The sequence below is a fragment of the Pantoea sp. Ep11b genome (assembly GCF_040783975.1).
GTDB lineage: Bacteria > Pseudomonadota > Gammaproteobacteria > Enterobacterales > Enterobacteriaceae > Pantoea.
This window is the reverse complement of the sequence record NZ_CP160631.1, coordinates 1,648,275-1,672,807: the sequence shown is the minus strand read 5'-3', so window position 1 is coordinate 1,672,807 and position 24,533 is coordinate 1,648,275. Positions and strand designations below refer to the sequence as shown.

Here is a 24,533-nt window from a genome sequence, read left to right as displayed (position 1 = left end):
ATAAATGTTATTCACTTCTGATAATGTTTTCGCAAATGCGCAGGCGATTGTCAAAGTAAAATCACCAAATTCAGGACAAGATGCCAGACAGACCGCTGGGTATCTGTTTTTAAATGAGTATTTTTCCACTCCTGCACCGCTTTAACCCGAGTTTTGCCCCCTATTGGCGCATTGGCCAGGCAAAAAGGTCACTCATCGTCTACGCCGTTTGCAGCTATCGTTAACAAAATTGGCTAAGCCTTGTCATTGCCGCCGGATATTCCCTACAATCGCAGGCTATGTCAGCCGAATGAAACTGAGGAACGCATGAGTACGGCCAAACACAGTAAGTTACTCATTCTGGGCTCCGGCCCAGCGGGTTATACCGCAGCCGTTTATGCTGCACGCGCCAACCTGAATCCGGTCTTGATCACGGGTCTGGAGAAAGGCGGACAGCTGACCACCACCACTGAGGTGGAAAACTGGCCGGGCGACCCGCACGATCTGACAGGTCCATCGCTGATGGAGCGTATGCACGAGCATGCCGAAAAATTTAATACTGAGATCATTTTTGATCATATCCACACCGTGGATCTGCAGAACCGTCCGTTCCGCCTGACGGGCGACAGCGGCGAGTACACCGCAGATGCCCTGATCATCGCGACCGGTGCGTCAGCGCGCTATCTGGGCCTGCCTTCTGAAGAGGCGTTCAAAGGCAAAGGCGTCTCCGCCTGTGCAACCTGTGACGGTTTCTTCTACCGCAATCAGAAAGTGGCGGTCATCGGTGGGGGTAACACGGCGGTTGAAGAGGCCCTTTATCTGGCGAACATCGCCGCTGAAGTGCATCTGATTCACCGTCGCGACAGCTTCCGCGCCGAGAAGATCCTGATCGACCGTCTGATGGAAAAAGTGCGTAACGGCAATATCGTGCTGCACACCCATCGCACGCTGGAAGAGGTAACCGGCGATCAGATGGGTGTAACCGGCCTGACGCTGCGTTCTACCCAGAACAGCGATGAGACGGAAGCACTGGAAGTAGCTGGTCTCTTTGTCGCTATCGGACACAGCCCGAACACGGCCATCTTTGAGGGCCAGCTGGCGCTGGAGAACGGTTACATCAAAGTACAGTCAGGTCTGCACGGCAATGCCACCCAGACCAGCATCCCCGGCGTCTTTGCGGCAGGCGATGTAATGGACCATATTTATCGCCAGGCGATCACGTCAGCGGGCACCGGCTGTATGGCTGCGTTAGACGCTGAGCGTTTTCTTGACGGACTGGTTAAAAACGATCAGTAAGTTGTTAACTCTCTGATCTCAAATGTTCCAGGCGACGGTTTTTCAGTCGCCTTTTTTATTGCCCTCATGCTAGATTCTTGCCTCTGAAGCGCGCGAGACGCGCTTGCTGTTTTCCCCCTCATCGACATTTATCATGGTCTTGCATGGACAAATCGCGGCAGCAGCATCTTACCCGCTGGCTTCGTCAGCAACGTCGTTTCGCCGGTCGCTGGTTGCGGCTCAATACGCTGCTGGGCATGGCAGGAGCCCTGCTGATTATCGCCCAGTCGGCCCTGCTGGCCTCGCTGCTGCAGGCCCTGATTATCGACGGGCAACCGCGCGAAACCCTGACGTTCAGCATCATGTTGCTGCTGCTCTGCTTTGTCCTGCGCGCCCTGATCAACTATGCCCGCGAACTGACCGGATTCCGGGCCGGACAGGCCATCCGCCAGGCGTTACGCCAGCAGGTACTGGATCGGCTGACTGAGCTGGGCCCGGCATGGATTCAGGGAAAACCCGCCGGAAGCTGGGCAACGCTGCTGCTGGAGCAGATTGAAGAGATGCAGGAGTACTACGCGCGTTATCTGCCGCAGATGACCCTGGCGGCGCTGATCCCCTGCTGCATTCTTCTGACCGTTTTCCCGCTGAACTGGACAGCCGGTCTGATCCTGTTTGTTACCGCGCCGCTGATTCCGCTCTTCATGGCGCTGGTGGGAATGGGCGCAGCCGAGGCGAACCGCCGCAACTTCCTGGTGCTGGCCCGGCTGAGTGGGAACTTTCTTGATCGCCTGCGCGGCCGCGAAACGCTGCGGCTCTTTAATCGCGGCGCCGCCGAGCAGCAGGCCGTTGCCGCCGCCACCACCGATTTTCGTCAGCGGACGATGGAGGTGCTGCGCCTCGCCTTTCTCTCCTCTGCGGTGCTGGAGTTCTTTGCCTCGTTAGCGATTGCGGTGGTGGCCGTCTACTTTGGCTTCTCCTATCTGGGCGAACTCCATTTCGGCGATTACGGCCAGGGCGTCACGCTGTTCGCCGGTTTTCTGGTACTGATCCTCGCCCCGGAGTTTTTCCAGCCGTTGCGCGATCTTGGCACGTTCTATCATGCTAAAGCGCAGGCGGTCGGCGGTGCCGATGCGCTTGAAGCTTTTATGCAGGCCACACCCGACGCCGCCCCGCAGGAGGGCCAGCAGCCCTTTTCCGCCAGTGACGCTGTCTCGGTGATCGCCACGGATCTGCGCGTCTGCGCCCCCGATGGCCAGCTGCTGTGTGGTCCCCTCACCTTCTCCATCGCCCCGTATGAACAGATTGCGCTGGTTGGCCAGAGCGGGGCCGGTAAAACCGCCCTGATGAACGCCCTGCTGGGTTTCCTGCCCTATCAGGGATCCCTGAGGGTCAATGGCACGGAACTGCGTGAAATACGGCGAACGGACTGGCATCAGCAGCTTAGCTGGGTGGGGCAGAATCCTCAGTTACCGGCCGCCACCCTGCGCGACAACATTCTGATGGGTGCCGCCTGTGAGCCCGACCGTTTTAACGCACTGCTTGAATCATGCGGCATTACCGAGTTTCTGCCCCGTCTCCCGCAGGGCATCGACACGCCGCCAGGCGAAGGGAGCCATCAGCTCTCTGTGGGCCAGGCGCAGCGCATCGCGGTTGCGCGCGCACTCTATAAGTCCGCCCATCTTTTACTGCTGGATGAACCTGCCGCCAGCCTGGATGCGCTGAGTGAACGTCATGTGATGATGGCGCTGAACCAGGCCGCAGCCCGTCAGACCACGCTGATGATTACCCATCAGATCGACACGCTGAGCCACGGGCAGACCCTCTGGGTCATGGAAGCAGGTAAACTGGTGCAGCAGGGAAGCTGGCAGCAACTCTCGCAACAGCCGGGTGCCTTCAGCGAGATGCTGAAGCATCGTCAACAGGAGATCCAGTGATGTCCGCCCTGCGTCCTTTTCTTCGTCTCTGGCAGCGCCACCCGTTCCGCCTGGCGCTGGGTATCGTGCTGGCGATGGTGACCCTGCTGGCCAGCATCAGCCTGCTGACCCTTTCCGGCTGGTTTCTTGCCGCCTCATCCGTGGCGGGCGTTGCCGGACTCTATACCTTTAACTATATGCTGCCTGCGGCGGGCGTACGCGGAGCCGCGATCATTCGCACGGCCGCACGCTATGCCGAACGCCTGGTCAGCCACGACGCGACATTCCGGGTTCTGCAGCATCTGCGTGTTCATACGTTCGGCCGTCTGATGGCGCTCTCGCCGGGCCAGCTGTCGCTGTTCCGCCAGGCCGATCTGCTTAACCGCTTTGTGGCCGATGTCGATACGCTGGATCATCTCTATCTGCGTGTCATCTCGCCGCTGACGGGCGCCTTTGTGGTGATTGTGGTGGTGACGCTCGGGCTGAGCCTGATCGCTGTTCCGCTGGCACTGACGCTGGGCGGGATCATGCTCGCCACCCTGGTGCTGATGCCCGCGCTGTTTTATCGCTTCGGCTCACCTGCCGGCACGGCAATTGCCCGTGGCCGCGCCCGCTGGCGTTTACAGCTGACGCAGTGGCTGTCGGCGCAGGCGGAACTGACGCTGTATGGCGCTTCGCAGCCGTGGCGTCAGCAGCTCGATGAGGATGAACAGCGCTGGCAGCAGGCTCAGCGCCAGCAACAGCATCTGCAGGCGGCGGCACAGAGTTTGCTGCTGCTGATCAGCGGCGTGACGGTCACTCTGCTGCTCTGGCTCGGCGCCGCGACCATCAGCGACCAGCAGCTACCCGGTTCGCTGATTGCGCTGGTGGTGTTTTGTTCGCTGGCAGCCTTCGAAGCACTGGCCCCGATCGCCGGGGCGTTTTTGCCGATGTCGCAGGTGATCGCGGCCGCGCAGCGGGTCAGTGAGGTGATCGATCAGCCCCCCACGATCGCTTTTCCGGCAGACTCAACGGCCCGGCCCGGCAGCCTGACCGTCCACATCGACCAGGTTGACTTCAGCTACCCCGGCCGTCCTGAGAAGGTGCTGAACCGCTGTAGCCTTGAGGTGGGTGCAGGCGAACGCATTGCGCTTCTGGGGCCGACCGGCTGCGGGAAATCTACGCTGCTGGCGCTGTTAACCCGTGGCTGGGAGAGTCAGCACGGCGTAATCAGCCTTAACGATCGGCCCGTTGCAACCTGGTCAGAGTCTGAACTGCGTCAGGGTATCAGCGTGGTCACGCAGCGGGTTCACCTTTTCAGTCAGAGCCTGCGCGATAACCTCCTGCTGGCCTGCCCGGACGCCAGCGACGACCGGCTTATCCGCGCCCTGAATGATGTCGGCCTGCAGCGTCTGCATGAGACCCCGGAAGGGCTGAACGCCTGGATGGGCGAAGGCGGTCGCCCGCTTTCCGGCGGCGAACTGCGTCGTCTCGCGCTGGCACGCGCGCTGCTGCATGATGGCGATCTCTGGCTGCTGGATGAACCGACCGAAGGCCTGGATGCTACTACCGAGCAGCACATCCTCGCGCTTCTGCAGCAGTTAACGGCAGGTAAGACTGTGGTAATGGTTTCCCATCGGCTCAGCGGTCTGGAACAGATGGATCGTATCTGCGTGATGGATAATGGCGAAATTATCGAACAGGGCAGCCATGCCGAATTAATCTCAAAAGCAGGTCGCTACTGGCGTTTCCGGCAGCGTATTGCGTTATAGTCATAGCGAAACGCTGATGGGTAACATAACGCAATGAGACTGGTTCAACTGTCACGGGAATCTCTGCACTTCCCCCCTCCTGAAATGGCCCTGCGCGAGCCGAATGGTCTGCTGGCTATGGGGGGCGATCTCTCCCCTGCCCGGTTACTTAACGCCTATCAGCACGGCATCTTTCCCTGGTTTTCGTCCGGCGATCCAATTCTCTGGTGGTCACCCGATCCCCGCGCGGTGCTGCTGCCTGATCAGTTTCATCTCAGCCGCAGCATGAAACGGTTTCACAGCCGATCACCCTATCGCGTCACCATGAATCAGTCGTTTGCCGCCGTGATTGAGGGCTGTGCCAGCGGTCGCGATGAAGGCACCTGGATTACCTTTGAGATGAAACGCGCCTGGTTACGACTCTATGAACTGGGCCACGCACACTCCATCGAGGTCTGGGATGAGCAGCAGCTGGTCGGCGGCCTGTATGGCCTTGCGCTGGGACAAATCTTCTGCGGCGAATCGATGTTCAGCCGTCAGCAGAATGCTTCTAAAACCGCACTCTGGGTCTTTTGTCAGCATTTTATCCGACACCAGGGACAGCTGATCGACTGCCAGGTGCTCAATCCTCATACGGCCTCGCTGGGCGCGCAGGAGATCCCGCGGGCTGACTATCTGCAGTATGTACAACGCCTTGCGAGCCAGCCGGTCAGCGAAGGCTGCTGGCAGACACAAACCCTTTTTTAGCCGTGTCGAGATGTTTTGCACACATAAAGGCGGTTAAGTGGTATAATGGTCAGGTTTGGTATGTCGTCCGCGCTTCGCATTCCTGAGCCGGAATTGCCAGGCTGGGAATCTCAACGCACTCTCGGAACTGTTTTCAATCGTGCGCGTGTAACGGTTGATACAGATTCTTAGCCCGCTAATCCCCTGCAGACGTCACATAAACACCCTAATTTTACCGGATGCGCGCCCTGGCGTGCACCCCAGCAAAGCGTTGGCAAAATCGCCGACGGTTCTTTACATAAATCGTTGGATTGGGCATTATCTTGCCGGTTCAACTGAAAGGTAGTACACCCAGAGGATTCGATGGCCAAAGAAGACAATATTGAAATGCAAGGTACCGTACTGGATACGTTACCTAACACCATGTTCCGCGTAGAACTTGAGAACGGACACGTGGTTACTGCTCACATCTCCGGTAAAATGCGCAAAAACTACATCCGCATCCTGACGGGTGACAAAGTGACCGTTGAGCTGACCCCGTACGACCTGAGCAAAGGCCGCATTGTCTTCCGTAGTCGCTAATTTGCAGTGATCTCATCGCCTTGCGTTATGCAGCGAAAAAAAAGGCCGGATAATCATCCGGCCTTTTTCATCTCTGCAGCGGGGCTTAGTGCACCGTGCCTTCCGTTTTACGTTTTTCTGCGCTCAGGAAGTGATAGGTCAGTTCACCCTTCTCACGATCCAGCGCCACTGACACTGAGCCACCATCCACCAGTGAACCAAACAGCAGTTCGTTGGCTAACGGTTTTTTCAGGCTGTCCTGAACGGTGCGTGCCATCGGACGGGCGCCCATCGCTTTGTCATAGCCCTTCTCAGCCAGCCAGTCGCGCGCTTCGTCGCTGACTTCCAGCGATACGCCTTTCGCATCCAGCTGCGCCTGCAGTTCGACAATAAACTTGTCGACCACCTGATGGATCACCTCTGGTGACAGGTGACTGAACCAGATGATGTTGTCGAGACGGTTGCGGAACTCTGGCGTAAAGATCTTTTTGATCTCTTCCATCGCGTCGCTGCTGTTGTCCTGATGAATCAGGCCGATCGATTTACGTTCGGTCTCGCGCACACCGGCGTTGGTGGTCATGACCAGTACCACGTTACGGAAGTCCGCTTTGCGACCGTTGTTATCGGTCAGCATACCGTTATCCATCACCTGCAGCAGCAGGTTAAAGACATCCGGATGCGCTTTCTCGATCTCATCCAGCAGCACGACCGCGTGCGGATGCTTAATCACGGCATCGGTCAGCAGACCGCCCTGATCAAAACCGACGTAGCCCGGAGGCGCACCGATCAGGCGGCTGACGGTGTGACGCTCCATGTACTCGGACATGTCGAAACGCAGCAGCTCAATGCCCAGTGCTTTCGCCAGCTGCACGGTGACTTCCGTTTTACCCACACCGGTCGGACCGGCGAACAGGAAGGAACCGACCGGCTTGCGATCCTGACCCAGACCGGCGCGGCTCATCTTGATCGCTTCGGTCAGCGCCTCGATAGCGTTGTCCTGGCCAAACACCAGCATTTTCAGGCGCTCGCCCAGATTTTTCAGCGTATCGCGGTCGGTTGCCGACACGCTCTGCTCCGGAATACGGGCAATACGCGCCACGACCGTTTCAATGTCAGAGACGTTGATGGTTTTCTTACGCTTGCTGGCTGGCATCAGGCGCGCACGGGCACCCGCCTCATCAATCACGTCAATCGCCTTGTCGGGCAGATGACGATCGTTGATATACTTCACCGCCAGCTCCACGGCGGCGCGCACCGCTTTCGCGGTATAACGCACATCGTGATGCGCTTCGTACTTGGTTTTCAGGCCGTTCAGGATCTGCACGGTCTCTTCGACAGAAGGTTCCGTGATGTCGATCTTCTGGAAACGACGGGCCAGCGCACGATCTTTTTCGAAGATGTTGCTGAACTCCTGATAGGTGGTGGAGCCCATTACCCGGATCTTGCCCGACGAGAGCAGCGGTTTGATCAGGTTAGCCGCATCGACCTGGCCGCCTGATGCCGCACCCGCACCGATGATAGTATGGATCTCATCGATAAACAGGATGCTGTGCTCGTCCTGCTCCAGCTGCTTCAGCAGCGCTTTGAAACGTTTTTCAAAGTCACCACGGTACTTGGTGCCCGCCAGCAGGGAACCAATATCCAGCGAGTAGATGGTGCACTCTTTCATCACTTCCGGAACGTCGCCCTGCTCGATACGCCAGGCGAGACCCTCTGCGATAGCGGTTTTACCCACACCCGATTCGCCTACCAGCAGGGGGTTATTTTTACGACGACGGCACAGGACCTGAATGGTACGTTCCAGCTCTTTATCGCGACCAATCAGTGGATCGATCCCACCGACGCGAGCAAGCTGATTAAGATTGGTGGTGAAGTTTTCCATACGCTCCTCCCCGCCTGCTTGCTCTTCGTTAACCGGATTTTCAGCGCCTGGCGCCTGGCCCGGTTCATCTTTGCGTGTACCGTGAGAGATAAAGTTCACCACATCAAGGCGGCTCACTTCATGTTTGCGTAACAGATAAGCCGCTTGCGACTCCTGCTCGCTGAAGATGGCGACCAGCACGTTTGCCCCGGACACTTCGCTGCGACCGGATGACTGGACATGGAAAACCGCACGCTGCAGGACGCGCTGGAAGCTGAGCGTGGGTTGGGTATCGCGCTCCTCTTCGCTGGCGGGCAGCACCGGTGTGGTCTGTTCGATGAAGGCTTCGAGTTCCTGCCGCAGAGCCACCATGTCCACCGTACAGGCTTCCAGTGCCTCTCTGGCCGACGGGTTACTGAGCAACGCCAGTAACAGATGCTCGACGGTCATAAACTCATGACGGTGCTCACGCGCTCTGGCGAAAGCCATATTTAAACTGAGTTCCAGTTCTTGATTGAGCATTAGGCACCTCCCCCAATTATCGCCCTTACCAGCTTCCTATATGGAGACGGGTTCAGGCTTTTTCCAGCGTACACAGCAACGGATGATGGTTTTCCCGCGCATAGTTGTTCACCTGGGCCGCTTTTGTTTCCGCGACTTCTGCAGTAAATACACCACAGATCGCTTTGCCGTGATAGTGAACTTTCAACATCAGTTGCGTTGCACGTTCAACATCATAAGAAAAGAACTTTTGTACAACGTCAATAACAAATTCCATAGGTGTATAATCGTCATTATTCAGAATGACTTTATACATTGAAGGTGGCTTTAATCCTTCGCGTACTTTATCTTCGGCCAGATGTTCAAAGTTAAGCCAGTCGTTTGTGTTTGCCATAGTGTTCCGTTGAGATTGTGCTTTAGCCTTTCTGAGGCTTCATGTTGCAAGTTTAACATGCCTGTCAAGCGGCAGATCGCTGCTGAAAATTTATTCAGAAATTTCCCTGCGCGACCTGCATCACAAAATTCGTAATAGCGTTAACTGCCTCAAATTTTGATGAATTTTTCCCCACCTGGCCCGGTGGTTTGCTTGACGCCAGCGGCGCTTACTCTACATTCTACCTGCACAGGCTGATTGAGTTTTAATCAAATGCGACTCACGGCGCTAAAGACCTCACCTACTTATAAAATGTCTTGCGAGGGAAGTAAAAGCATGGAAACGGGCACAGTTAAATGGTTCAACAATTCCAAAGGCTTTGGCTTTATCTGTCCGGTCGGCGGTGGCGAAGATATTTTTGCGCACTACTCCACCATTCAGATGGAGGGCTACCGAACGCTGAAGGCAGGCCAGCAGGTTCAGTTCGATGTGCATGAAGGCCCGAAAGGCAATCACGCCAGCCTCATCGTCCCGGTTGAGGCACAGGCCGTCGCCTGACCGCCGCCCGTCGCTGAACCCGATCCACAAATGCCAGCCAGTGCCGCTGGCATTTTCCTGTGCACCAGACATTAGTCTGCCTGCCCCTGTGCCAGCCCGACGACCCGATCAAACATCTGCCGCAGCAGCGCCGGGATAGCCTGCGTGCCCCGTTCTGCGGCGGCGCTGGCGACGGCGATCGCCAGTTCTGGCTTCGAACTGCGATGGATAGCTTTAGTAATAATACGCCGGGAACTCATCGGAACGTTTAACGGCAGGTGCGCCATCTGATGATAGACAGCCTGAAACCCCTGGTGATAAAGAAAGTTCTCCATATCCAGGGCGGGCAGCTGTGTGAGAAAGCGGGGTTCGGGCTCACCGGGCTGCAGCTGCGCACGCGCCGTGCTGGCATACTTATTACCCGCCTGATCGCCATCCGTCAGGACATGCCAGGCTATGCCCATTCGCCGGGCAAATTTCAGCAGCGGCTTCAGGCCCGACTGCGCAAACTCGATCACTTTCACCCCTTCAGCGGCGAAGTTGTAGCCGCACTGCTGTGCCAGCTCATGCATGATCCAGACCTCGGTTTCGCCCTCGACCAGCAACCAGCAGCGGGCAAAAAGCGCGGCTGGCCGGTTGACCCGGATATGAAAGCCGATGCGACGGCTCTCCTCTGCACTCAGCCCTTCCGGGCCGATGCGCCAGGCCGCGACGCGCGACGGACCGCGCACCAGCCGGCAGACGTGCTCCACCGGCACCTGCGACAGCAGTTCGGCGGAATTGGTAGTGGCGATTTTCTGCAGGGGTAACAGCCTCAGCAGGTTCCAGGCAACTGACAGCATAATCGGATGCAGCCGGGTTTCCGGATCTTCAATCAGCAGCAGCGGCCGGGCATCGGCGGCCAGCGGCACCTCGCCCCGCGCCGCTATCAACAGGGTAAACATCTGCAGCAGGATCAGCTGACGGCTGCGGGAATCGGTGCCGGCAATCAGCTGATTCAGATGATCCAGCGCCCGCCAGCCGTGCATGCCATCGCGCGTGTGCGATTCCCGGTCGCGCGGCGCGTTAACGGCCTCCGGCGACTGCACCAGAAAGTAGTGCTGCATCAGCTGCTGCATGGTTTTCAGCCCCTGCCGCAGCACCTCATCGCTGAGCTGTTGCGGATGGCGCTCCAGGTCACGCGCCAGACGCTCCATGCCCGCCAGCAACTCGGGATGGGCGGCGGTGACAGGCGCACGATTCCGCGTCCGTTTACTGAAGCGGGCGTCGCGCAGACGCAGCACCGGATAGCGCTTCAGCAACAGCGCAATCGCCGCCGCGCAGTTCTGCTCCGGTAAGCGCTGACCCTTCACGTCCACGAAACGGCGACGGGATTCGATGCCGCTCTCCCGCCAGGTCGCACTGACGCTGTAACAGAGCCAGCGCTGGCCCTGCGCATCCTGCTGCCAGAAGGGGGAGAAGATCGCGTCGGGATCGCGGCCATCGTCCCGGTAGTGAAACACCACCGACAGGCGGCGCATGGCGTCGGTGACGTCGCCCGGTGTGAAGTGAAAGTCGCCCTGAGTAAAGATGTAGGCCGGTTCATGGGGCGAAAGCAGCAGGCTCAGGGCATCCAGCAGGCTGGATTTCCCCCAGGCGTTTTCACCAATCAGCAGGTTGGTCCGGGTCAGGGGCAGTGAGAGCTTATTGATGCCGCGGAAACCGCGAATGTCGATATGTTCCAGAATCATAGGCGTCCTTCCTCCGGTTATAAAGAGCATGGTTGCCGTCAGCCAGCCGGTCAAGCAGTAACGGGGTTTACTCCGTTACGCTTTTTCGCTAGCGTGTGGCCTCTTTCCTCCACGGATGGCTTCTGCTATGTATTCCGGACTTCTGATTATTCTGCTGCCCCTGATCGCGGGCTGGCTGTTACCCTTCCGTCAGACGGCGATGCTGCGCCGCGTCAATCAGCTGCTGGGCTGGATGGTCTATGTCATCCTGTTCTTTATGGGCATCAGCCTGGCGTTTCTCGATAACCTCGGCAGCAATCTGCTGGCGATCTTTCACACCGCGCTGGTGGCGGCCTTCTGCATTCTGCTTTGCAACCTGCTGGCGCTGCGCGGTCTGGAAAAGTTTGTCCCCTGGCAGCATCTTCACCGACAGGAGAAGCTGCCCTCGCGGCTCAATATGGCGCTGGACTCCCTGAAACTCTGCGGCGTCGTGGTCATCGGTTTTCTGCTTGGCCTGACCCAGTGGCCCCTCCTGCATCACGCCGCAACGGCCAGCGAATATGCGCTGATTTTCCTGCTGTTCCTGGTGGGCATTCAGCTGCGCGGCAGCGGCATGACGCTGCGCCAGATTATCCTCAATCGCCGCGGTATGCTGGTGGCCAGCGTGGTGCTGGTCAGTGCGCTTATCGGCGGCGTGATCGCGGCGCTGCTACTGGGGATGCCGGTGAAAACCGGGCTGGCCTTATCCAGCGGCTTTGGCTGGTACTCGCTCTCCGGGATCCTGATGACCGAAGCCTTTGGCCCGGTCACCGGCAGCGCCGCTTTCTTTAACGATCTGATTCGGGAGCTGGTGGCGATCATGCTGATTCCGGCGCTGATTGGCCGTCATCGCTCCAGCGCGCTGGGCCTGTGCGGTGCCACCTCCATGGACTTTACCCTGCCGGTGCTGCAGCGGGCGGGCGGCAATGAGATTGTCCCGGCCGCCATCGTGCATGGCTTTGTGATGAGCCTGCTGGCGCCGATTCTTATCGCTCTCTTCTCCGCCTGACCGCAAGCCAGCCCCGCTACGGACGCTCCTTAAACCCGGGGGCGTCATCGGGCGGTCGGGATCAGCCGCTCCGCTTTCTTCTGGCGTCCGGCGGCTGATTGCCAGTAGCGCCTGCGGTTATCCGGCCAGCCCTGCCAGCGCATTTTTTCACGCCTGCTTTTCTGCCGTGTCGTCTACGCTTCTTTTTTCAGTTCTGGTCACGTCACGTTGCCGGACGGATCGATAAAGGAGAAGCGCATGAAACAAACCGTAGCGGCACTGGTCGCTAAAACGCTGGAAAGCGCAGGTGTAAAACGCATCTGGGGCGTCACCGGGGACTCCCTGAACGGCCTGAGCGACAGCCTGAATCGCATGGGCACCATCGAATGGATGCCTACGCGTCATGAAGAGGTCGCCGCCTTTGCGGCCGGTGCGGAAGCGCATATCAGCGGAGAACTGGCGGTCTGTGCCGGATCCTGCGGGCCGGGTAACCTGCATCTGATCAACGGTTTGTTCGACTGCCACCGCAATCGCGTGCCGGTCCTGGCAATCGCGGCACACATCCCCTCCAGCGAGATCGGCAGCGGCTATTTCCAGGAAACGCATCCTCAGGAGCTGTTCCGTGAGTGCAGCCACTACTGTGAACTGGTGTCGAACCCGGAGCAGCTACCGCAGGTGCTGGGTATCGCGATGCGAAAGGCGATCCTGAATCGCGGGGTCTCGGTGGTGGTACTGCCAGGGGATATCGCCCTGCAGCTGGCGCCGGAAAGCGCCCGCGCGGAGTGGTATCCGCCGCAGTTGCCGCAGGTCCTGCCCCAGCCCGCCGAACTGGCGCAGCTGGCCAAGACGCTGAACGAAGCCTCAGAGATTACTCTCCTGTGCGGCAGTGGCTGTGCCGGAGCGCATCAGGAAGTCGTCGCGCTGGCTGAGGCGCTGCAGGCACCGATCGTTCATGCGCTGCGCGGGAAAGAGCATATCGAATATGACAACCCCTATGATGTGGGCATGACCGGCCTGATCGGCTTCTCATCCGGCTTTCACGCCATGATGAACGCCAGCACGCTGGTGCTGCTGGGCACCCAGTTTCCCTATCGCGCCTTCTATCCGGAAAAGGCGCGGATTATCCAGATCGACATCAACCCTGGCAGCCTGGGGTCGCACTGTCACGTCGACCAGGCCTATGTCGGCGATGTGAAAAGCACGCTGCAGGCGCTGCTCCCTCAGCTGACGCCGAAAAGCGACAGCCGCCATCTCGACAGCGCGGTGAAGCACTACGGCGAGGCGCGTAAAAGTCTGGACGAGCTGGCGCAGCCCAACGATAAGCAGGCGATCCATCCGCAATATCTGGCCCAGCAGATCAGCCACTACGCCAGCGACGACGCCATTTTTACCTGCGACGTCGGCACCCCGACCGTCTGGGCGGCGCGCTATCTGAAGATGAACGGCAGACGCCGCCTGCTGGGTTCGTTTAACCACGGCTCGATGGCGAATGCGATGCCGCAGGCGCTGGGGGCGCAGTCGATCGATCGCGATCGTCAGGTCGTCGCGCTGTGCGGCGACGGCGGCTTCAGTATGCTGATGGGCGATTTTATCTCGCTGGCGCAGCTGAACATGCCGGTGAAGATCGTGATCTTCAACAACAGCGTGCTGGGCTTCGTGGCGATGGAGATGAAGGCGGGCGGCTATCTGACCGACGGCACGGAGCTAAGTAATCCCGATTTCGCCGCTATCGCCAGGGCCTGTGGCATCCGGGGGATCCGCGTGGAGAAAGCGTCGGATCTCAACGGCGCGCTGGAAGAGGCCTTTGCCCATGACGGCCCGGTGCTGGTGGATGTCATCACCGCCAAAGAGGAGCTGGCGATGCCGCCGCAGATCAAGCTGGAGCAGGCCAAAGGCTTCAGCCTCTATATGCTGCGCGCCATTATGAATGGCCGTGGCGACGAGGTGGTAGAACTGGCGAAAACCAACTGGCTGCGGTAAAACAGAGAGGCCATCAGGGCGGGCGCGAGGCCCGCCTTTTTTTCCGCCACGTTCAGGAGCATAAGGTGATCGATTTACGCAGTGATACCGTGACCCGGCCCAGCGCCGCCATGTTAAGCGCCATGATGTCTGCCGAAACCGGTGATGACGTCTATCGTGACGACCCTACCGTGAATGCGCTGGAGGCGGAAGCGGCACGACTGAGCGGCAAAGCTGCCGCGCTGTTTTTTCCGACCGGCACCCAGGCCAACCTGGTGGCGCTGCTGAGTCACTGCGAACGGGGCGATGAATATATCGTGGGCCAGCAGGCGCACAACTACAAATATGAGGCGGGCGGTGCGGCGGTGCTGGGCAGCATTCAGCCACAGCCTGTGCTGGCCGCAGAGGATGGCACACTGCCGCTCGACGTGGTGGCGGCTGCCATCAAGCCGGACGATATTCACTTTGCCCGCACCCGTCTGCTGAGCCTGGAGAACACCCATCACGGCAAGGTCCTGCCGCTGGCCTATCTGGAGCAGGCGTGGGCTTTTACCCGCCAGCATCAGCTGGCGCTGCATATTGATGGCGCGCGCATTTTCAACGCGGTGGTCGCTCAGCAGACTACGCTGGCGGCGATCGCGCGTTACTGCGACACCCTGACCATCTGTCTCTCCAAGGGGCTCGGCACACCGGCTGGCTCCCTGCTGTGTGGCGACACGGCGCTGATTGAGCGCGCCCGTCGCTGGCGCAAAATGACCGGTGGCGGCATGCGCCAGGCGGGTATCCTGGCGGCCGCCGGTCTCTACGCGTTCGGGCACAATGTGGCGCGTCTGCAGGAGGATCATGACAATGCCGCCTGGCTGGGCGAGCAGTTGCAGGCGCTGGGTGTCAGCGTCATCGATCAGCAGACCAACATGCTGTTTGTAGCGGTGCCGGAAGATCAGGTCAGCGCCCTGGGTGACTGGATGAAAGCGCACGGCGTGTTAATCAGTGTCGGCACCCGCACCCGGCTGGTCACTCATCTGGATGTGGACCGGGCGGCGCTGACGCAGGTTGTCGCCCACTGGAAGGCTTTCCTGCAGCAGCGCTAACCGCACTACTCCGCCGCGCCATACTTCTCCAGCAGCGCGGCGGCGATCGCAGCAGTTTCTGCGTCCGGCAGACCGCGATAATCCGCAGGCCGGAAATGCATCTGAAACGCGGCGATCACCTTCTGCGCCTCACGCGCGCTCATCCCGGCGGAAGCCGGATAGCCATAGCGTTGCAGGCGCGCCAGTAAGGCGTCAGCCGGCACCGCGGCATGCGGATCCTGCCCGGCCAGATAAAAGGCGACCCGGCTGGCGTCGGGCCAGGCACCGATGCCGTGCTGCGCCAGCTGCTGCCAGGGAAACAGCGGTCCCGGATCCTGCTTGCGCTGCGGCGCTATATCACTGTGGCCGACAATGTTTTCCGCCCCGATACCGTAGCGCTGCGTAATGTCGCGCAGCAGCGCCTCCAGCGCGGCGATCTGCGCAGCGGTAAAGGGCTGCCACTCCAGACCCGTCAGGGTCCGGCGATAGCCCCGGTTGACCAGCTCAATGCCAATCGAGGTGTCATTGATGCGGGTGGCCCCGCGCCAGAAGCTGGGACCGGCGTGCCACGCGAGCTGCTGCTCCGGCACCAGCTGCCAGATGATCCCTTTTCCGGCGCGCTGCGGCGGATTACGCGGGATCAGATAGTGGGCGCTGACCTCACGATCGGTGAGAGTTGCCAGCGATGAGGAGAAATCCTCAGCGGTATAGTGAACCACAATCACTTTCACCCGCGGCCGCGCCCCCTGGGCCGGATAACGCTGATCGGCCCAGTAGCCTTCACGAGATTCCATTCCGGCGTGGCAGCCTGCCAGCAGCAGCGCCAGTATCAGCAGCAGGCCGCGTTTCAACGGATAATCACCGCCGTTCCGGTAACGCTGACCATCAGCATGCTGCCCTCTTTGCCCACCGTTTCGTAGTCGATATCAATACCGACCACCGCATTTGCGCCCAGCGATTTAGCCTGCTGCTCCAGCTCCTCAAAGGCGATCTCCCGCGCTTTGCGCAGCTCCTTCTCATAGGCACCGGAACGGCCACCGACCACGTCGCGGATGCCCGCAAAGAAATCGCGGAAGATATTGGCACCCAGAATCGCTTCACCGGTGACCACACCGCAATATTCGCTGATGCTGTGACCTTCCAGCGTGGGGGTTGTTGAAAATTTCATCGTATTCTCCTCGTTGAAAACCGGACCAGGGCTCTTTCGACTAAAAAGCACGACTATACTCTATGCTAAAAAGGGCACCTTGCCAGAGAACCATAAGGAAATCGAGATGAGAAACAATGCGTTTGCGCTCCTGATCCCAGCGGCGCTGCTGCTCAGCGCCTGTACGACCGTTGAGCCCGTGACAAAGGATAATGGCCCGCGTACCGCACCCTGCATCGAAGGCGGTCCTGACCAGGTGGCCCAGCAGTTTTACGACCTGCGTATCGCGCAGCCTGTCCAGGGGGTGCCTGACAGCAACACCCTGGCAAAATATCGCCCTTACCTGAGTGATGCGGTCTACCACTCGCTGCAGACCGCCAGCAGTGGCACCGTGGGCGCACAGTGGCGCAACGGCGATCTCTTCTCCAGCCTGTCACAGGGTCCGACGGCGGCCAGTGTGGCTGACGCCTCCACCATCCCGAACCGCGATGCGCGCAATATCCCGTTGCGGGTCGATCTGAGCCGTGACGGTAAAAAGTGGCAGGATGAAGTGCTGATGATCCACCAGGGCAGTTGCTGGGTCGTGGATGACGTGCGCTATATGGCTAATCCTGCTCACGCCACCGGCGGCAGCCTGAGCCAGATGCTTGAGCAGGCGAAAAAATAATCTCCGGCCTGACGCTCAGACAAGCGCAGCTGCCCTCCGGCACTGCGCTTTTTTTGTGTCTGTCATCCGTCGGCGGCCCCGCCATGGCGTCAGACAGCGCACGATATTGTGCTAAACTTTAGGTGTTCAGGACTGTTTTACAAATTTTAACCCACCTTATTTGCATAACTATTCTGGTGACGTTAAAATCCGCGACACTAATAGCTATTCAAATCTGGCGCATGAGTATTCAACTAAACGCAATAAACTGCTTCTACGGTGCTCATCAGGCGCTGTTCGACATCAACCTTGAGTGTCCGCAAGGCGAAACGCTTGTGCTGCTGGGTCCCAGCGGTGCCGGGAAGAGCTCCCTGTTACGGGTGCTTAACCTGCTGGAGCAGCCCCGTTCAGGTCAGTTGCAGATTGCCGGCAATCAGTTTGATTTCAGCCAGAAACCCTCTGACGCTGCGATCCGCGAACTGCGGCAGAATGTCGGCATGGTGTTTCAGCAATACAATCTCTGGCCGCACCTCACCGTGCTGCAGAACCTGATCGAAGCGCCCTGCCGGGTCTTAGGCCTCAGTAAAGGTGAGGCCCGCGCCCGCGCCGACAAGCTGCTCGATCGTCTGCGTCTGACCCCTTACAGCGATCGTTTTCCGCTGCACCTCTCGGGTGGTCAGCAGCAGCGTGTGGCGATTGCCCGCGCACTGATGATGGAGCCGCAGGTGCTGCTGTTCGACGAGCCGACCGCCGCGCTGGACCCTGAAATTACCGCACAGATTGTCAGTATCATTCGCGAGCTGGCCCAGACCCGTATTACCCAGGTGATCGTAACCCATGAGGTGGAAGTGGCCCGCAAAACGGCCAGCCGCGTCGTCTATATGGAGAACGGTCATATTGTGGAACAGGGCGATGCCAGCCGTTTTACACAGCCGCAAACCGAGGCGTTTGCTCACTATCTTTCGCACTAAGTCAGGATGCTAAAAATGAAAAAAATGGTACTTGCTGCACTGCTTGCTGGTTTCAGCCTGAGCGCCACAGCGGCGCAGACGATTCGTTTTGCGACCGAAGCCTCCTATCCTCCTTTTGAGTTCGTGGACGCTGACAACAAGATTCAGGGTTTTGATGTCGATCTGGCCAATGCGCTCTGTAAAGAGATCGACGCCACCTGTACCTTCACCAACCAGGCGTTCGACAGCCTGATCCCAAGCCTGAAATTCCGCCGCTTCGATGCGGTGATGGCGGGCATGGATATCACCCCGGATCGCGAAAAGCAGGTGCTGTTCACTAAACCTTATTACGACAACTCGGCGCTGTTTGTGGCACAGAAAGGCAAAGTCGCCAGCGTTGACGCGCTGAAAGGCAAGCGTGTCGGTGTGCAGAACGGCACCACGCATCAGAAATACCTGACGGACAAACACAGCGAGATCACCATCGTTCCTTACGACAGCTATCAGAATGCGGTGCTGGATCTGAAAAATGGCCGTATCGACGCGGTATTTGGTGACACCGCCGTGGTCAACGAGTGGCTGAAGAAGAACCCTGCGCTGGCCGCCGTTGGCGACAAAGTGACGGATAAAGCCTACTTTGGCACCGGCCTGGGTATTGCGGTCCGTACCGGTAACACCGATCTGCAGACGAAATTCAATGGCGCGCTGGATAAGATCAAAGCCGACGGAACCTACAAAACCATCTACAGCAAATGGTTCCAGCAGTAATTCCTGATGAATGAAATGATGACCCTCGCAAGCGCCGCCGGTATGACCGTCGGCCTTGCTGTTTGTGCTCTCATCGCTGGCCTGGTGCTGGCGATGATTTTCGCTGGCTGGGAGTCGCTGCGCCTGAAACCGCTGGCGTGGGCAGGCACCGGACTGGTGACGCTGATCCGCGGCCTGCCGGAAATCCTGGTGGTGCTGTTTATCTATTTCGGTGCCTCGCAGCTTCTGCTCACGCTCTCCGACGGCTTCACGCTCAACTTCGGGCTGTTTCAGCTGCCGGTTCAGATGCAGATCGAAAACTTCGATGTCAGTCCCTTCCTGTGCGGTGTGATTTCGCTGGCGATGCTCTATGCGGCCTATGCTTCGCAGACCCTGCGCGGTGCCCTGAAAGCGGTGCCGGTGGGACAGTGGGAGTCGGGTCAGGCGCTGGGCATGAAGAAGTCGGCCATCTTTATGCGACTGATTATGCCGCAGATGTGGCGTCACGCCCTGCCCGGTCTGGGCAATCAGTGGCTGGTGCTGCTCAAGGATACCGCGCTGGTGTCGCTGATCAGCGTGAATGACCTGATGCTGCAGACCAAAAGTATCGCGACCCGCACCCAGGAGCCCTTTACCTGGTTTCTGGTGGCCGCTGCGATCTATTTAGTGATTACCCTGTTAAGCCAGGCGGTGCTGCGTCGCATCGAACTGCGCACGACGCGCTTTGAACGGGGGAACAGCTGATGCTCGCCTATCTGCCCGAACTCCTGAAAGGCCTGCACACCAGTCTGACGCTGACAGCCGCCTCGCTGATCGTCGCCCTGCTGCTTGCGCTGCTTTTCACCGTGGTACTGTCCCTGAAAACGCCGCTGTTTTCGCCGCTGGTCAAAGGCTTTATCACGCTGTTTACCGGCACGCCGCTGCTGGTGCAGATCTTCCTGATCTACTACGGGCCGGGACAATTCCCCTCGCTGCAGCAGGTGCCGTGGCTGTGGCACTTACTGTCGCAGCCGTGGCTCTGTGCCATGCTGGCACTGTCGCTCAACAGTGCCGCCTACACCACGCAGCTCTTTTACGGAGCCGTGCGCGCCATTCCGGCCGGACAGTGGCAGTCGTGCGCGGCGCTCGGCATGAGCCGCAAAGATACGCTGCGCATTCTGCTGCCCTATGCATTTAAACGCGCCCTCTCCTCCTACTCCAATGAGGTGGTGCTGGTGTTTAAGGGCACCTCGCTTGCCTACACCATCACACTGATGGAAGTCATGGGCCACGGTCAGCTGCTCTATGGCCGCACCTATGACATCACGGTCTATGCCGCAGCAGGTCTGATCTATCTCTGCGTTAACGGCTTGCTGACGCTGATGATGCGACTGATCGAGAAGCGCGCCCTGGCGTTTGAACGTCGTCACTGACAGGCGGGCGGGATCCCCCGCCCTTTTTCGCCTGAAAAATCACACCAATTGCATAGAAATTCATTTTATGGCAGGGTATCGCCTTCTCTGGCTGACCTCATCACAGGACTCATAAAATGAAAAAATGGATTATCGCCGCCGCACTGGTTTCCCTTGCTATGAGCGCCCAGGCCGCCGAAAAAATTCGCTTTGCCGCTTCAGCGACCTATCCGCCTTTTGAATCGCTGGACCAGGAGAATAACCTGGTGGGATTCGACATCGATCTGGCCAAAGCCCTGTGTCAGCAGATGAAGGCGGAGTGCTCCTTTACCAACAACGCCTTCGACAGCCTGATCCCGTCACTCAAGTTCCGCCGTTATGACGCGGTGATCTCCGGCATGGATATTACCGCCGAGCGCAGCAAGCAGGTCGATTTTACCCAGCCCTATTACGCGAACTCCGCCATCGTGATTGCCCCCAAAGATAAATTCAGCAGCTTCGCTGACCTGAAAGGCAAGCGTATCGGCGTTGAGAACGGTACTACCCACCAGAAGTACCTGCAGGATAAGCATCCTGAAGTGAAAGTCGTGGCGTATGACAGCTATCAGAATGCGATTCTGGATATGAAGAGTGGCCGGCTGGATGGCGTATTTGGCGACAGCGCAGTCGTGAATCAGTGGCTGAAGAGCAACCCGGAGCTTGCCACAGTCGGCGATCATGTGACCGATGCAGACTATTTCGGCACCGGCCTGGGTATCGCCGTGCGCAAAGGCAACACCGCGCTGCTTAATGAGTTCAATCAGGCGCTGGCTGAGCTCAAAACCAGCGGTCGCTGGCAGCAGCTTAATCAGAAGTGGTTCCCGGAGTAATGTCAGGCCGCGCCCCATGCGGGCGCATGGCCGGCTCAGTGCTGACGGCGGGTTAACAGCGTCAGCACTTCAAAATGGGCGGTATGCGGAAACATATCGAACAGCTGCACCCTGGTTATCTCATAGGCGTCCAGCCGGGCAATGTCCTGCGCCATCGTCTGCGGATTGCAGCTCGAATAGAGCAGATAATCCGGGGCCATCTGGCTCAGATAGTGACACAGCGCCTCACCAATACCGCGACGAGGCGGATTCACCAGCACCAGCTCAGGCACCGCATCACGCGTGGTCGCAAACGCTGTGGAGTCCAGCGCCGCAAACTGCACCTTTTCCAGCCCCAGCATCTCAGCGGAACGCCGGGCGCATTTGATCGCCTCGGCGCTAATTTCGATACCGGTCAGCGTCATCTCCGGTGTCGCACAGTGCAGACCGAAACCGCCCACGCCGCAGAAGAGATCCCACATGCTGCTGACCGGCAGCGCCCGCACCCAGTCACGCGCGGTGGCATAGAGGGCGCTCGCCACCTGCGGGTTGGTCTGAAAGAAGCTCTGCGGCCGGATCCAGAGCGGCACGCCGTTGAAGTTCTCCGGCAGCGCCTGGGCGGGCGTCAGCGCAATCTCCTCATCCCCTTCCAGAATCGCCATATGCACCGGCTGAATATTGGCCGAGATCACCGTCAGCTGTGGCAGCTGCTGCTGCAGCCACGGCAGCGCGGCGCGCAGCTGGTCCAGTTTGGCGGCCGAACGCAGAACGAAGCGCAGCATCACGCCCCCCTGCTGACTTTCGGTGATCAGCAGGAACTTCAGTTCGCCGCGTCTGCGTGCCACGTTATAGGGTGTCAGCCCGGCCCGGGCGATAAACGGCTTCAGCGCCGCAAAAAGTGGCTGAAAGGAGGCGGGATAGAGCGGACATTCGCAGAGGTCAACGGCCTCGCCATCGGGCCGGACCAGACCCAGCACCGGCCGCTCGACGCTGCCGCTGACCACCATCTTGGCTTTATTGCGAAACGCCTGCTGCGGGGACGCCACCGGCGGCAGCCAGGCCGCGACCGGCTGCCCGACCAGTAGCTGCGCCAGGATTGCCTGTTTGTCGCTCAGCTGCGTGGGATAGGGTTTTTCCAGCCACTGACAGGAGCGGCAACGGTTAGCGTCATAAAGTGCGCAGTGCATGGTAAAGCCTTAACGATCGGGTCGGGCGGAGCGCGATTCTATCACCGCTTTCCGAAAAATGCGCGGCTGCTGGCGGGCAGAAACAGCAGCATCAGCACCAGCAGATCGGGGATTTTCTGCGCCAGCGTGTGGTGGATGATCTGGACGTTATTGTCGCCATGAATACTGAATATCTCCGGATAGATCCCACCCAGCGAGGCAAACAGCATGTAGATCAGCACAATCACCTGGGTCGCCACATAGCCCCAGCGTCCACGGTTACTGCCGCGCATCAGGGTAAAGGCGCAGCGCAGCTCAAACAGGAAGATCAGCTGGCTGGCAATAAAGATCAGGGTTGCGTCCCAGGACTGGGCGCTGCGGTGCACAAAGTTGGCGAGTTCGCTGTAGCCCAGCTCGTTTGCCAGCATCAGAACGCTCAGGCAGCGGGTCGCAATAATCGCAATGCCCGCTACCGTCACCGGCACCGGCGCGCTGTCCAGCGTAACGCTGCTTTTGAAGATGTCTGACATAGTCCCTGGCTCCACCGGATCAAAAAACGGGCCGGTTAAACCGGCCCGTTCATATAGTGGCAAAGGTTAGCCATTTCAGCCACGTTTAGCTTTCTGAATATCGCTTAAACGTTGCTTTTCTTCGTGTGCCATAAACCGCCAGGCGATAAAACCGACAAGGCCGACCACAAACAGGATCAGGGAAGCCAGGGCATTGATTTCCGGGTTAACGCCGCGTCGCACGGTGGCGAAGATTGCCATCGGCAGCGTGGTCGCCCCCGGCCCGGTGACAAAGCTGGCGATAACCAGATCGTCGAGCGACAGGGTAAACGCCAGCAGCCAGCCGGTGACAATCGCCGGGGCAATCATGGGCACCGTTATCACGAAAAAGACCTTCAGCGGGGTGGCACCCAGATCCATCGCCGCCTCCTCAATTGAGCGGTCCAGCTCACGCAGACGCGAGTTGATCACCACCGCCACATACGCCGTACAGAAGGTGACGTGCGCCAGCCAGATGGTCAGCATACCGCGTTCAGACGGCCAGCCAAAAGCGTTACCCATCGCGACAAACAGCAGCAGCAGCGACAGGCCGGTGATGACGTCGGGCATCACCAGCGGCGCGGTCAGCATAAAGGCAAAGCCGTTGTGCCCGCGAAAGCGGCCAAAGCGCACGATGATCACCGCCGCCAGTGTGCCGAGCACCACCGCCATCGTCGCGGAAAGCCCGGCGATGCTCAGGCTCAGCAGCACCGCATCGATCATCGCGCTGTCCTGGAACAGCACCTTATACCAGTGGAACGAGAAGCTCTCCCACACGGTCACCAGCGGTGAGCTGTTGAAGGAGTAGACCACCAGCAGCAGCATCGGCGCATAGAGAAACAGAAAACAGCAGGCCAGGATGGCGGTCCGCCAGGGCGAGCGGATGGTGGGCAGATTAGTCATGCCTTCTCTCCCATTTCACGGTTTTGATGCTTGTGGAACCAGATAATCGGCAGAATCAGGATGAGCAGAATGATCACCGCCAGCGCCGAGGCCACCGGCCAGTCGCGGTTGTTAAAGAACTCCTGCCACAGGATACGGCCAATCATGATACTGTCCGGCCCGCCCAGCAGTTCCGGGATCACGTACTCCCCCACCGCCGGAATAAACACCAGCATCGAGCCGGCAATAATACCGCCTTTGGTCAGCGGCACGATCACGCTGAAGAAGGTCTTCAGCGGGCGCGCACCCAGATCCAGCGACGCCTCCACCAGCGAGTAGTCGATGCGGGTCAGCGCGGTGTAGATCGGCAGCACCATAAACGGCAGATAGCAGTAGACGATACCGATGTAGACTGCGGTGTTGGTGTAGAGGATCACCAGCGGATGGTCGATCACGCCAAGCCACATCAGGAAGCGGTTCAGAATCCCGTTGTTATTCAGCAGCCCCATCCAGGCGTAGACGCGCACCAGAAAGGAGGTCCACGACGGCAGGATCACCAGCAGCAGCAGAATGGTACGCATCGACGGCTTGCTGTGCGCCACCGCCCAGGCGAGCGGATAGCCAATCAGCAGGCAGATTACCGTGGAGATCGCCGCCACTTTCAGCGACTGCAGATAGGCGTCGATATAGAGCGGATCGTCAGTCAGCGTCAGATAGTTGCCGAAATTCAGCACGATGCTGAACTGGTCGTCGGCCCAGCTCACCAGCTCGGTGTACGGGGGAATCGCTCGCGCAATGTCGGCGAAGCTGATTTTCAGCACCGTCAGAAACGGCAGCAGAAACAGCAGCACCAGCCAGACATAAGGCAGGGCGATGACCAGTTTGCGGCCATGCTGCATTTTAACCCGCGTGGCCCAGCGCTGCAGCGGCGTGCCAACCAGGCGGGCAGGCGCTTTGGCGCGTTGAAAAATCTGGCTCATAGCCGCT

At 59.0% G+C, this 24,533-nt stretch carries 24 protein-coding genes; 15 read left to right on the top strand and 9 right to left on the bottom strand.

Annotated elements, in window-relative coordinates; genetic code table 11:
• Positions 1 to 306: 306 nt before the first annotated feature.
• The 5 genes from trxB (at position 307) to infA (ending at position 6,205) form a co-directional block, all read left to right on the top strand.
• On the top strand, positions 307 to 1,275 hold the full coding sequence (gene trxB / locus AB1748_RS07860; RefSeq protein ID WP_111138822.1) for a thioredoxin-disulfide reductase: 969 nt from the start codon (positions 307 to 309) through the stop codon (positions 1,273 to 1,275).
• A gap of 143 nt (positions 1,276 to 1,418) precedes the next feature.
• Positions 1,419 to 3,188 carry a cysteine/glutathione ABC transporter permease/ATP-binding protein CydD gene (gene cydD, locus AB1748_RS07855; RefSeq protein ID WP_367396212.1) on the top strand — a complete coding sequence of 590 codons (1,770 nt, stop codon included), beginning with the start codon at positions 1,419 to 1,421 and terminating at the stop codon, positions 3,186 to 3,188.
• Positions 3,188 to 4,918, top strand: a complete 1,731-nt coding sequence (gene cydC, locus AB1748_RS07850) for a cysteine/glutathione ABC transporter ATP-binding protein/permease CydC (RefSeq protein WP_367396327.1) — start codon at positions 3,188 to 3,190, stop codon at positions 4,916 to 4,918. Before cydD ends, cydC begins: the two co-directional genes overlap by 1 nt.
• A gap of 33 nt (positions 4,919 to 4,951) precedes the next feature.
• Positions 4,952 to 5,644 carry a leucyl/phenylalanyl-tRNA--protein transferase gene (gene aat, locus AB1748_RS07845; RefSeq protein ID WP_111138825.1) on the top strand — a complete coding sequence of 231 codons (693 nt, stop codon included), beginning with the start codon at positions 4,952 to 4,954 and terminating at the stop codon, positions 5,642 to 5,644.
• A 342-nt stretch (positions 5,645 to 5,986) separates the two neighbouring features.
• A complete protein-coding gene (gene infA, locus AB1748_RS07840) occupies positions 5,987 to 6,205 on the top strand; it encodes a translation initiation factor IF-1 (RefSeq protein WP_002211347.1) in 219 nt (72 codons plus the stop codon).
• Between the two features lie 85 nt (positions 6,206 to 6,290).
• Here infA and clpA read toward each other — a convergent pair whose 3' ends face one another.
• Positions 6,291 to 8,567, bottom strand: coding sequence for an ATP-dependent Clp protease ATP-binding subunit ClpA (gene clpA / locus AB1748_RS07835; RefSeq protein WP_293773874.1), 2,277 nt, complete (start codon positions 8,565 to 8,567; stop codon positions 6,291 to 6,293).
• Between the two features lie 52 nt (positions 8,568 to 8,619).
• Positions 8,620 to 8,940 carry an ATP-dependent Clp protease adapter ClpS gene (gene clpS / locus AB1748_RS07830; protein WP_003849318.1) on the bottom strand — a complete coding sequence of 107 codons (321 nt, stop codon included), beginning with the start codon at positions 8,938 to 8,940 and terminating at the stop codon, positions 8,620 to 8,622.
• Positions 8,941 to 9,255: 315 nt separating this feature from the next.
• Between clpS and cspD the strand changes: the two genes are divergently transcribed.
• Positions 9,256 to 9,477: a cold shock-like protein CspD gene (gene cspD / locus AB1748_RS07825; protein ID WP_111141235.1), complete on the top strand. Its 222-nt coding sequence runs from the start codon at positions 9,256 to 9,258 to the stop codon at positions 9,475 to 9,477.
• 71 nt (positions 9,478 to 9,548) lie between these two features.
• Here the strand turns inward: cspD and AB1748_RS07820 are convergent, their stop codons facing one another.
• A complete protein-coding gene (locus AB1748_RS07820) occupies positions 9,549 to 11,186 on the bottom strand; it encodes an ATP-dependent endonuclease (RefSeq protein WP_293773871.1) in 1,638 nt (545 codons plus the stop codon).
• Between the two features lie 127 nt (positions 11,187 to 11,313).
• Here AB1748_RS07820 and AB1748_RS07815 point away from each other — a divergent pair, with 127 nt between their 5' ends.
• The 3 genes from AB1748_RS07815 (at position 11,314) to ltaE (ending at position 15,242) form a co-directional block, all read left to right on the top strand.
• Positions 11,314 to 12,213: a lysine exporter LysO family protein gene (locus AB1748_RS07815; RefSeq protein WP_111141233.1), complete on the top strand. Its 900-nt coding sequence runs from the start codon at positions 11,314 to 11,316 to the stop codon at positions 12,211 to 12,213.
• Positions 12,214 to 12,450: 237 nt separating this feature from the next.
• Positions 12,451 to 14,172: a ubiquinone-dependent pyruvate dehydrogenase gene (gene poxB, locus AB1748_RS07810; RefSeq protein WP_111141232.1), complete on the top strand. Its 1,722-nt coding sequence runs from the start codon at positions 12,451 to 12,453 to the stop codon at positions 14,170 to 14,172.
• A 65-nt stretch (positions 14,173 to 14,237) separates the two neighbouring features.
• Complete coding sequence (ltaE, locus tag AB1748_RS07805; protein WP_293773866.1) at positions 14,238 to 15,242, top strand: low-specificity L-threonine aldolase; 1,005 nt, start codon at positions 14,238 to 14,240, stop codon at positions 15,240 to 15,242.
• 5 nt (positions 15,243 to 15,247) lie between these two features.
• Here ltaE and AB1748_RS07800 read toward each other — a convergent pair whose 3' ends face one another.
• Positions 15,248 to 16,072 carry an N-acetylmuramoyl-L-alanine amidase gene (locus tag AB1748_RS07800; RefSeq protein ID WP_111141230.1) on the bottom strand — a complete coding sequence of 275 codons (825 nt, stop codon included), beginning with the start codon at positions 16,070 to 16,072 and terminating at the stop codon, positions 15,248 to 15,250.
• On the bottom strand, positions 16,069 to 16,389 hold the full coding sequence (locus AB1748_RS07795) for a heavy metal-binding domain-containing protein (protein ID WP_111141229.1): 321 nt from the start codon (positions 16,387 to 16,389) through the stop codon (positions 16,069 to 16,071). Before AB1748_RS07795 ends, AB1748_RS07800 begins: the two co-directional genes overlap by 4 nt.
• A gap of 106 nt (positions 16,390 to 16,495) precedes the next feature.
• Between AB1748_RS07795 and AB1748_RS07790 the strand changes: the two genes are divergently transcribed.
• The 6 genes from AB1748_RS07790 to AB1748_RS07765 all read left to right on the top strand — a co-directional run bounded on the left by AB1748_RS07790 (position 16,496) and on the right by AB1748_RS07765 (position 20,971).
• A complete protein-coding gene (locus AB1748_RS07790; RefSeq protein WP_367396211.1) occupies positions 16,496 to 17,035 on the top strand; it encodes a lipoprotein in 540 nt (179 codons plus the stop codon).
• 221 nt (positions 17,036 to 17,256) lie between these two features.
• Complete coding sequence (gene artP / locus AB1748_RS07785; protein ID WP_367396210.1) at positions 17,257 to 17,985, top strand: arginine ABC transporter ATP-binding protein ArtP; 729 nt, start codon at positions 17,257 to 17,259, stop codon at positions 17,983 to 17,985.
• Positions 17,986 to 18,000: 15 nt separating this feature from the next.
• On the top strand, positions 18,001 to 18,732 hold the full coding sequence (artJ, locus tag AB1748_RS07780; protein WP_111141226.1) for an arginine ABC transporter substrate-binding protein: 732 nt from the start codon (positions 18,001 to 18,003) through the stop codon (positions 18,730 to 18,732).
• Positions 18,733 to 18,738: 6 nt separating this feature from the next.
• Positions 18,739 to 19,455 carry an arginine ABC transporter permease ArtQ gene (gene artQ / locus AB1748_RS07775; RefSeq protein ID WP_367396209.1) on the top strand — a complete coding sequence of 239 codons (717 nt, stop codon included), beginning with the start codon at positions 18,739 to 18,741 and terminating at the stop codon, positions 19,453 to 19,455.
• Positions 19,455 to 20,123 (top strand): arginine ABC transporter permease ArtM, encoded by a 669-nt coding sequence (gene artM / locus AB1748_RS07770; protein WP_111141224.1) that lies wholly within the window; start codon positions 19,455 to 19,457, stop codon positions 20,121 to 20,123. Before artQ ends, artM begins: the two co-directional genes overlap by 1 nt.
• Before the next feature lie 116 nt (positions 20,124 to 20,239).
• Complete coding sequence (locus AB1748_RS07765; protein ID WP_367396208.1) at positions 20,240 to 20,971, top strand: arginine ABC transporter substrate-binding protein; 732 nt, start codon at positions 20,240 to 20,242, stop codon at positions 20,969 to 20,971.
• Positions 20,972 to 21,006: 35 nt separating this feature from the next.
• Here the strand turns inward: AB1748_RS07765 and rlmC are convergent, their stop codons facing one another.
• The 4 genes from rlmC to potH form a co-directional block, all read right to left on the bottom strand.
• A complete protein-coding gene (gene rlmC, locus AB1748_RS07760) occupies positions 21,007 to 22,137 on the bottom strand; it encodes a 23S rRNA (uracil(747)-C(5))-methyltransferase RlmC (RefSeq protein WP_367396207.1) in 1,131 nt (376 codons plus the stop codon).
• Between the two features lie 41 nt (positions 22,138 to 22,178).
• Positions 22,179 to 22,646, bottom strand: coding sequence for a YbjO family protein (locus AB1748_RS07755; protein WP_111141221.1), 468 nt, complete (start codon positions 22,644 to 22,646; stop codon positions 22,179 to 22,181).
• Between the two features lie 75 nt (positions 22,647 to 22,721).
• Positions 22,722 to 23,567, bottom strand: coding sequence for a putrescine ABC transporter permease PotI (gene potI / locus AB1748_RS07750; RefSeq protein ID WP_111141220.1), 846 nt, complete (start codon positions 23,565 to 23,567; stop codon positions 22,722 to 22,724).
• On the bottom strand, positions 23,564 to 24,526 hold the full coding sequence (gene potH / locus AB1748_RS07745) for a putrescine ABC transporter permease PotH (protein WP_111141219.1): 963 nt from the start codon (positions 24,524 to 24,526) through the stop codon (positions 23,564 to 23,566). The genes potI and potH overlap by 4 nt, the downstream gene beginning before the upstream one ends.
• Positions 24,527 to 24,533 lie beyond the last annotated feature (7 nt).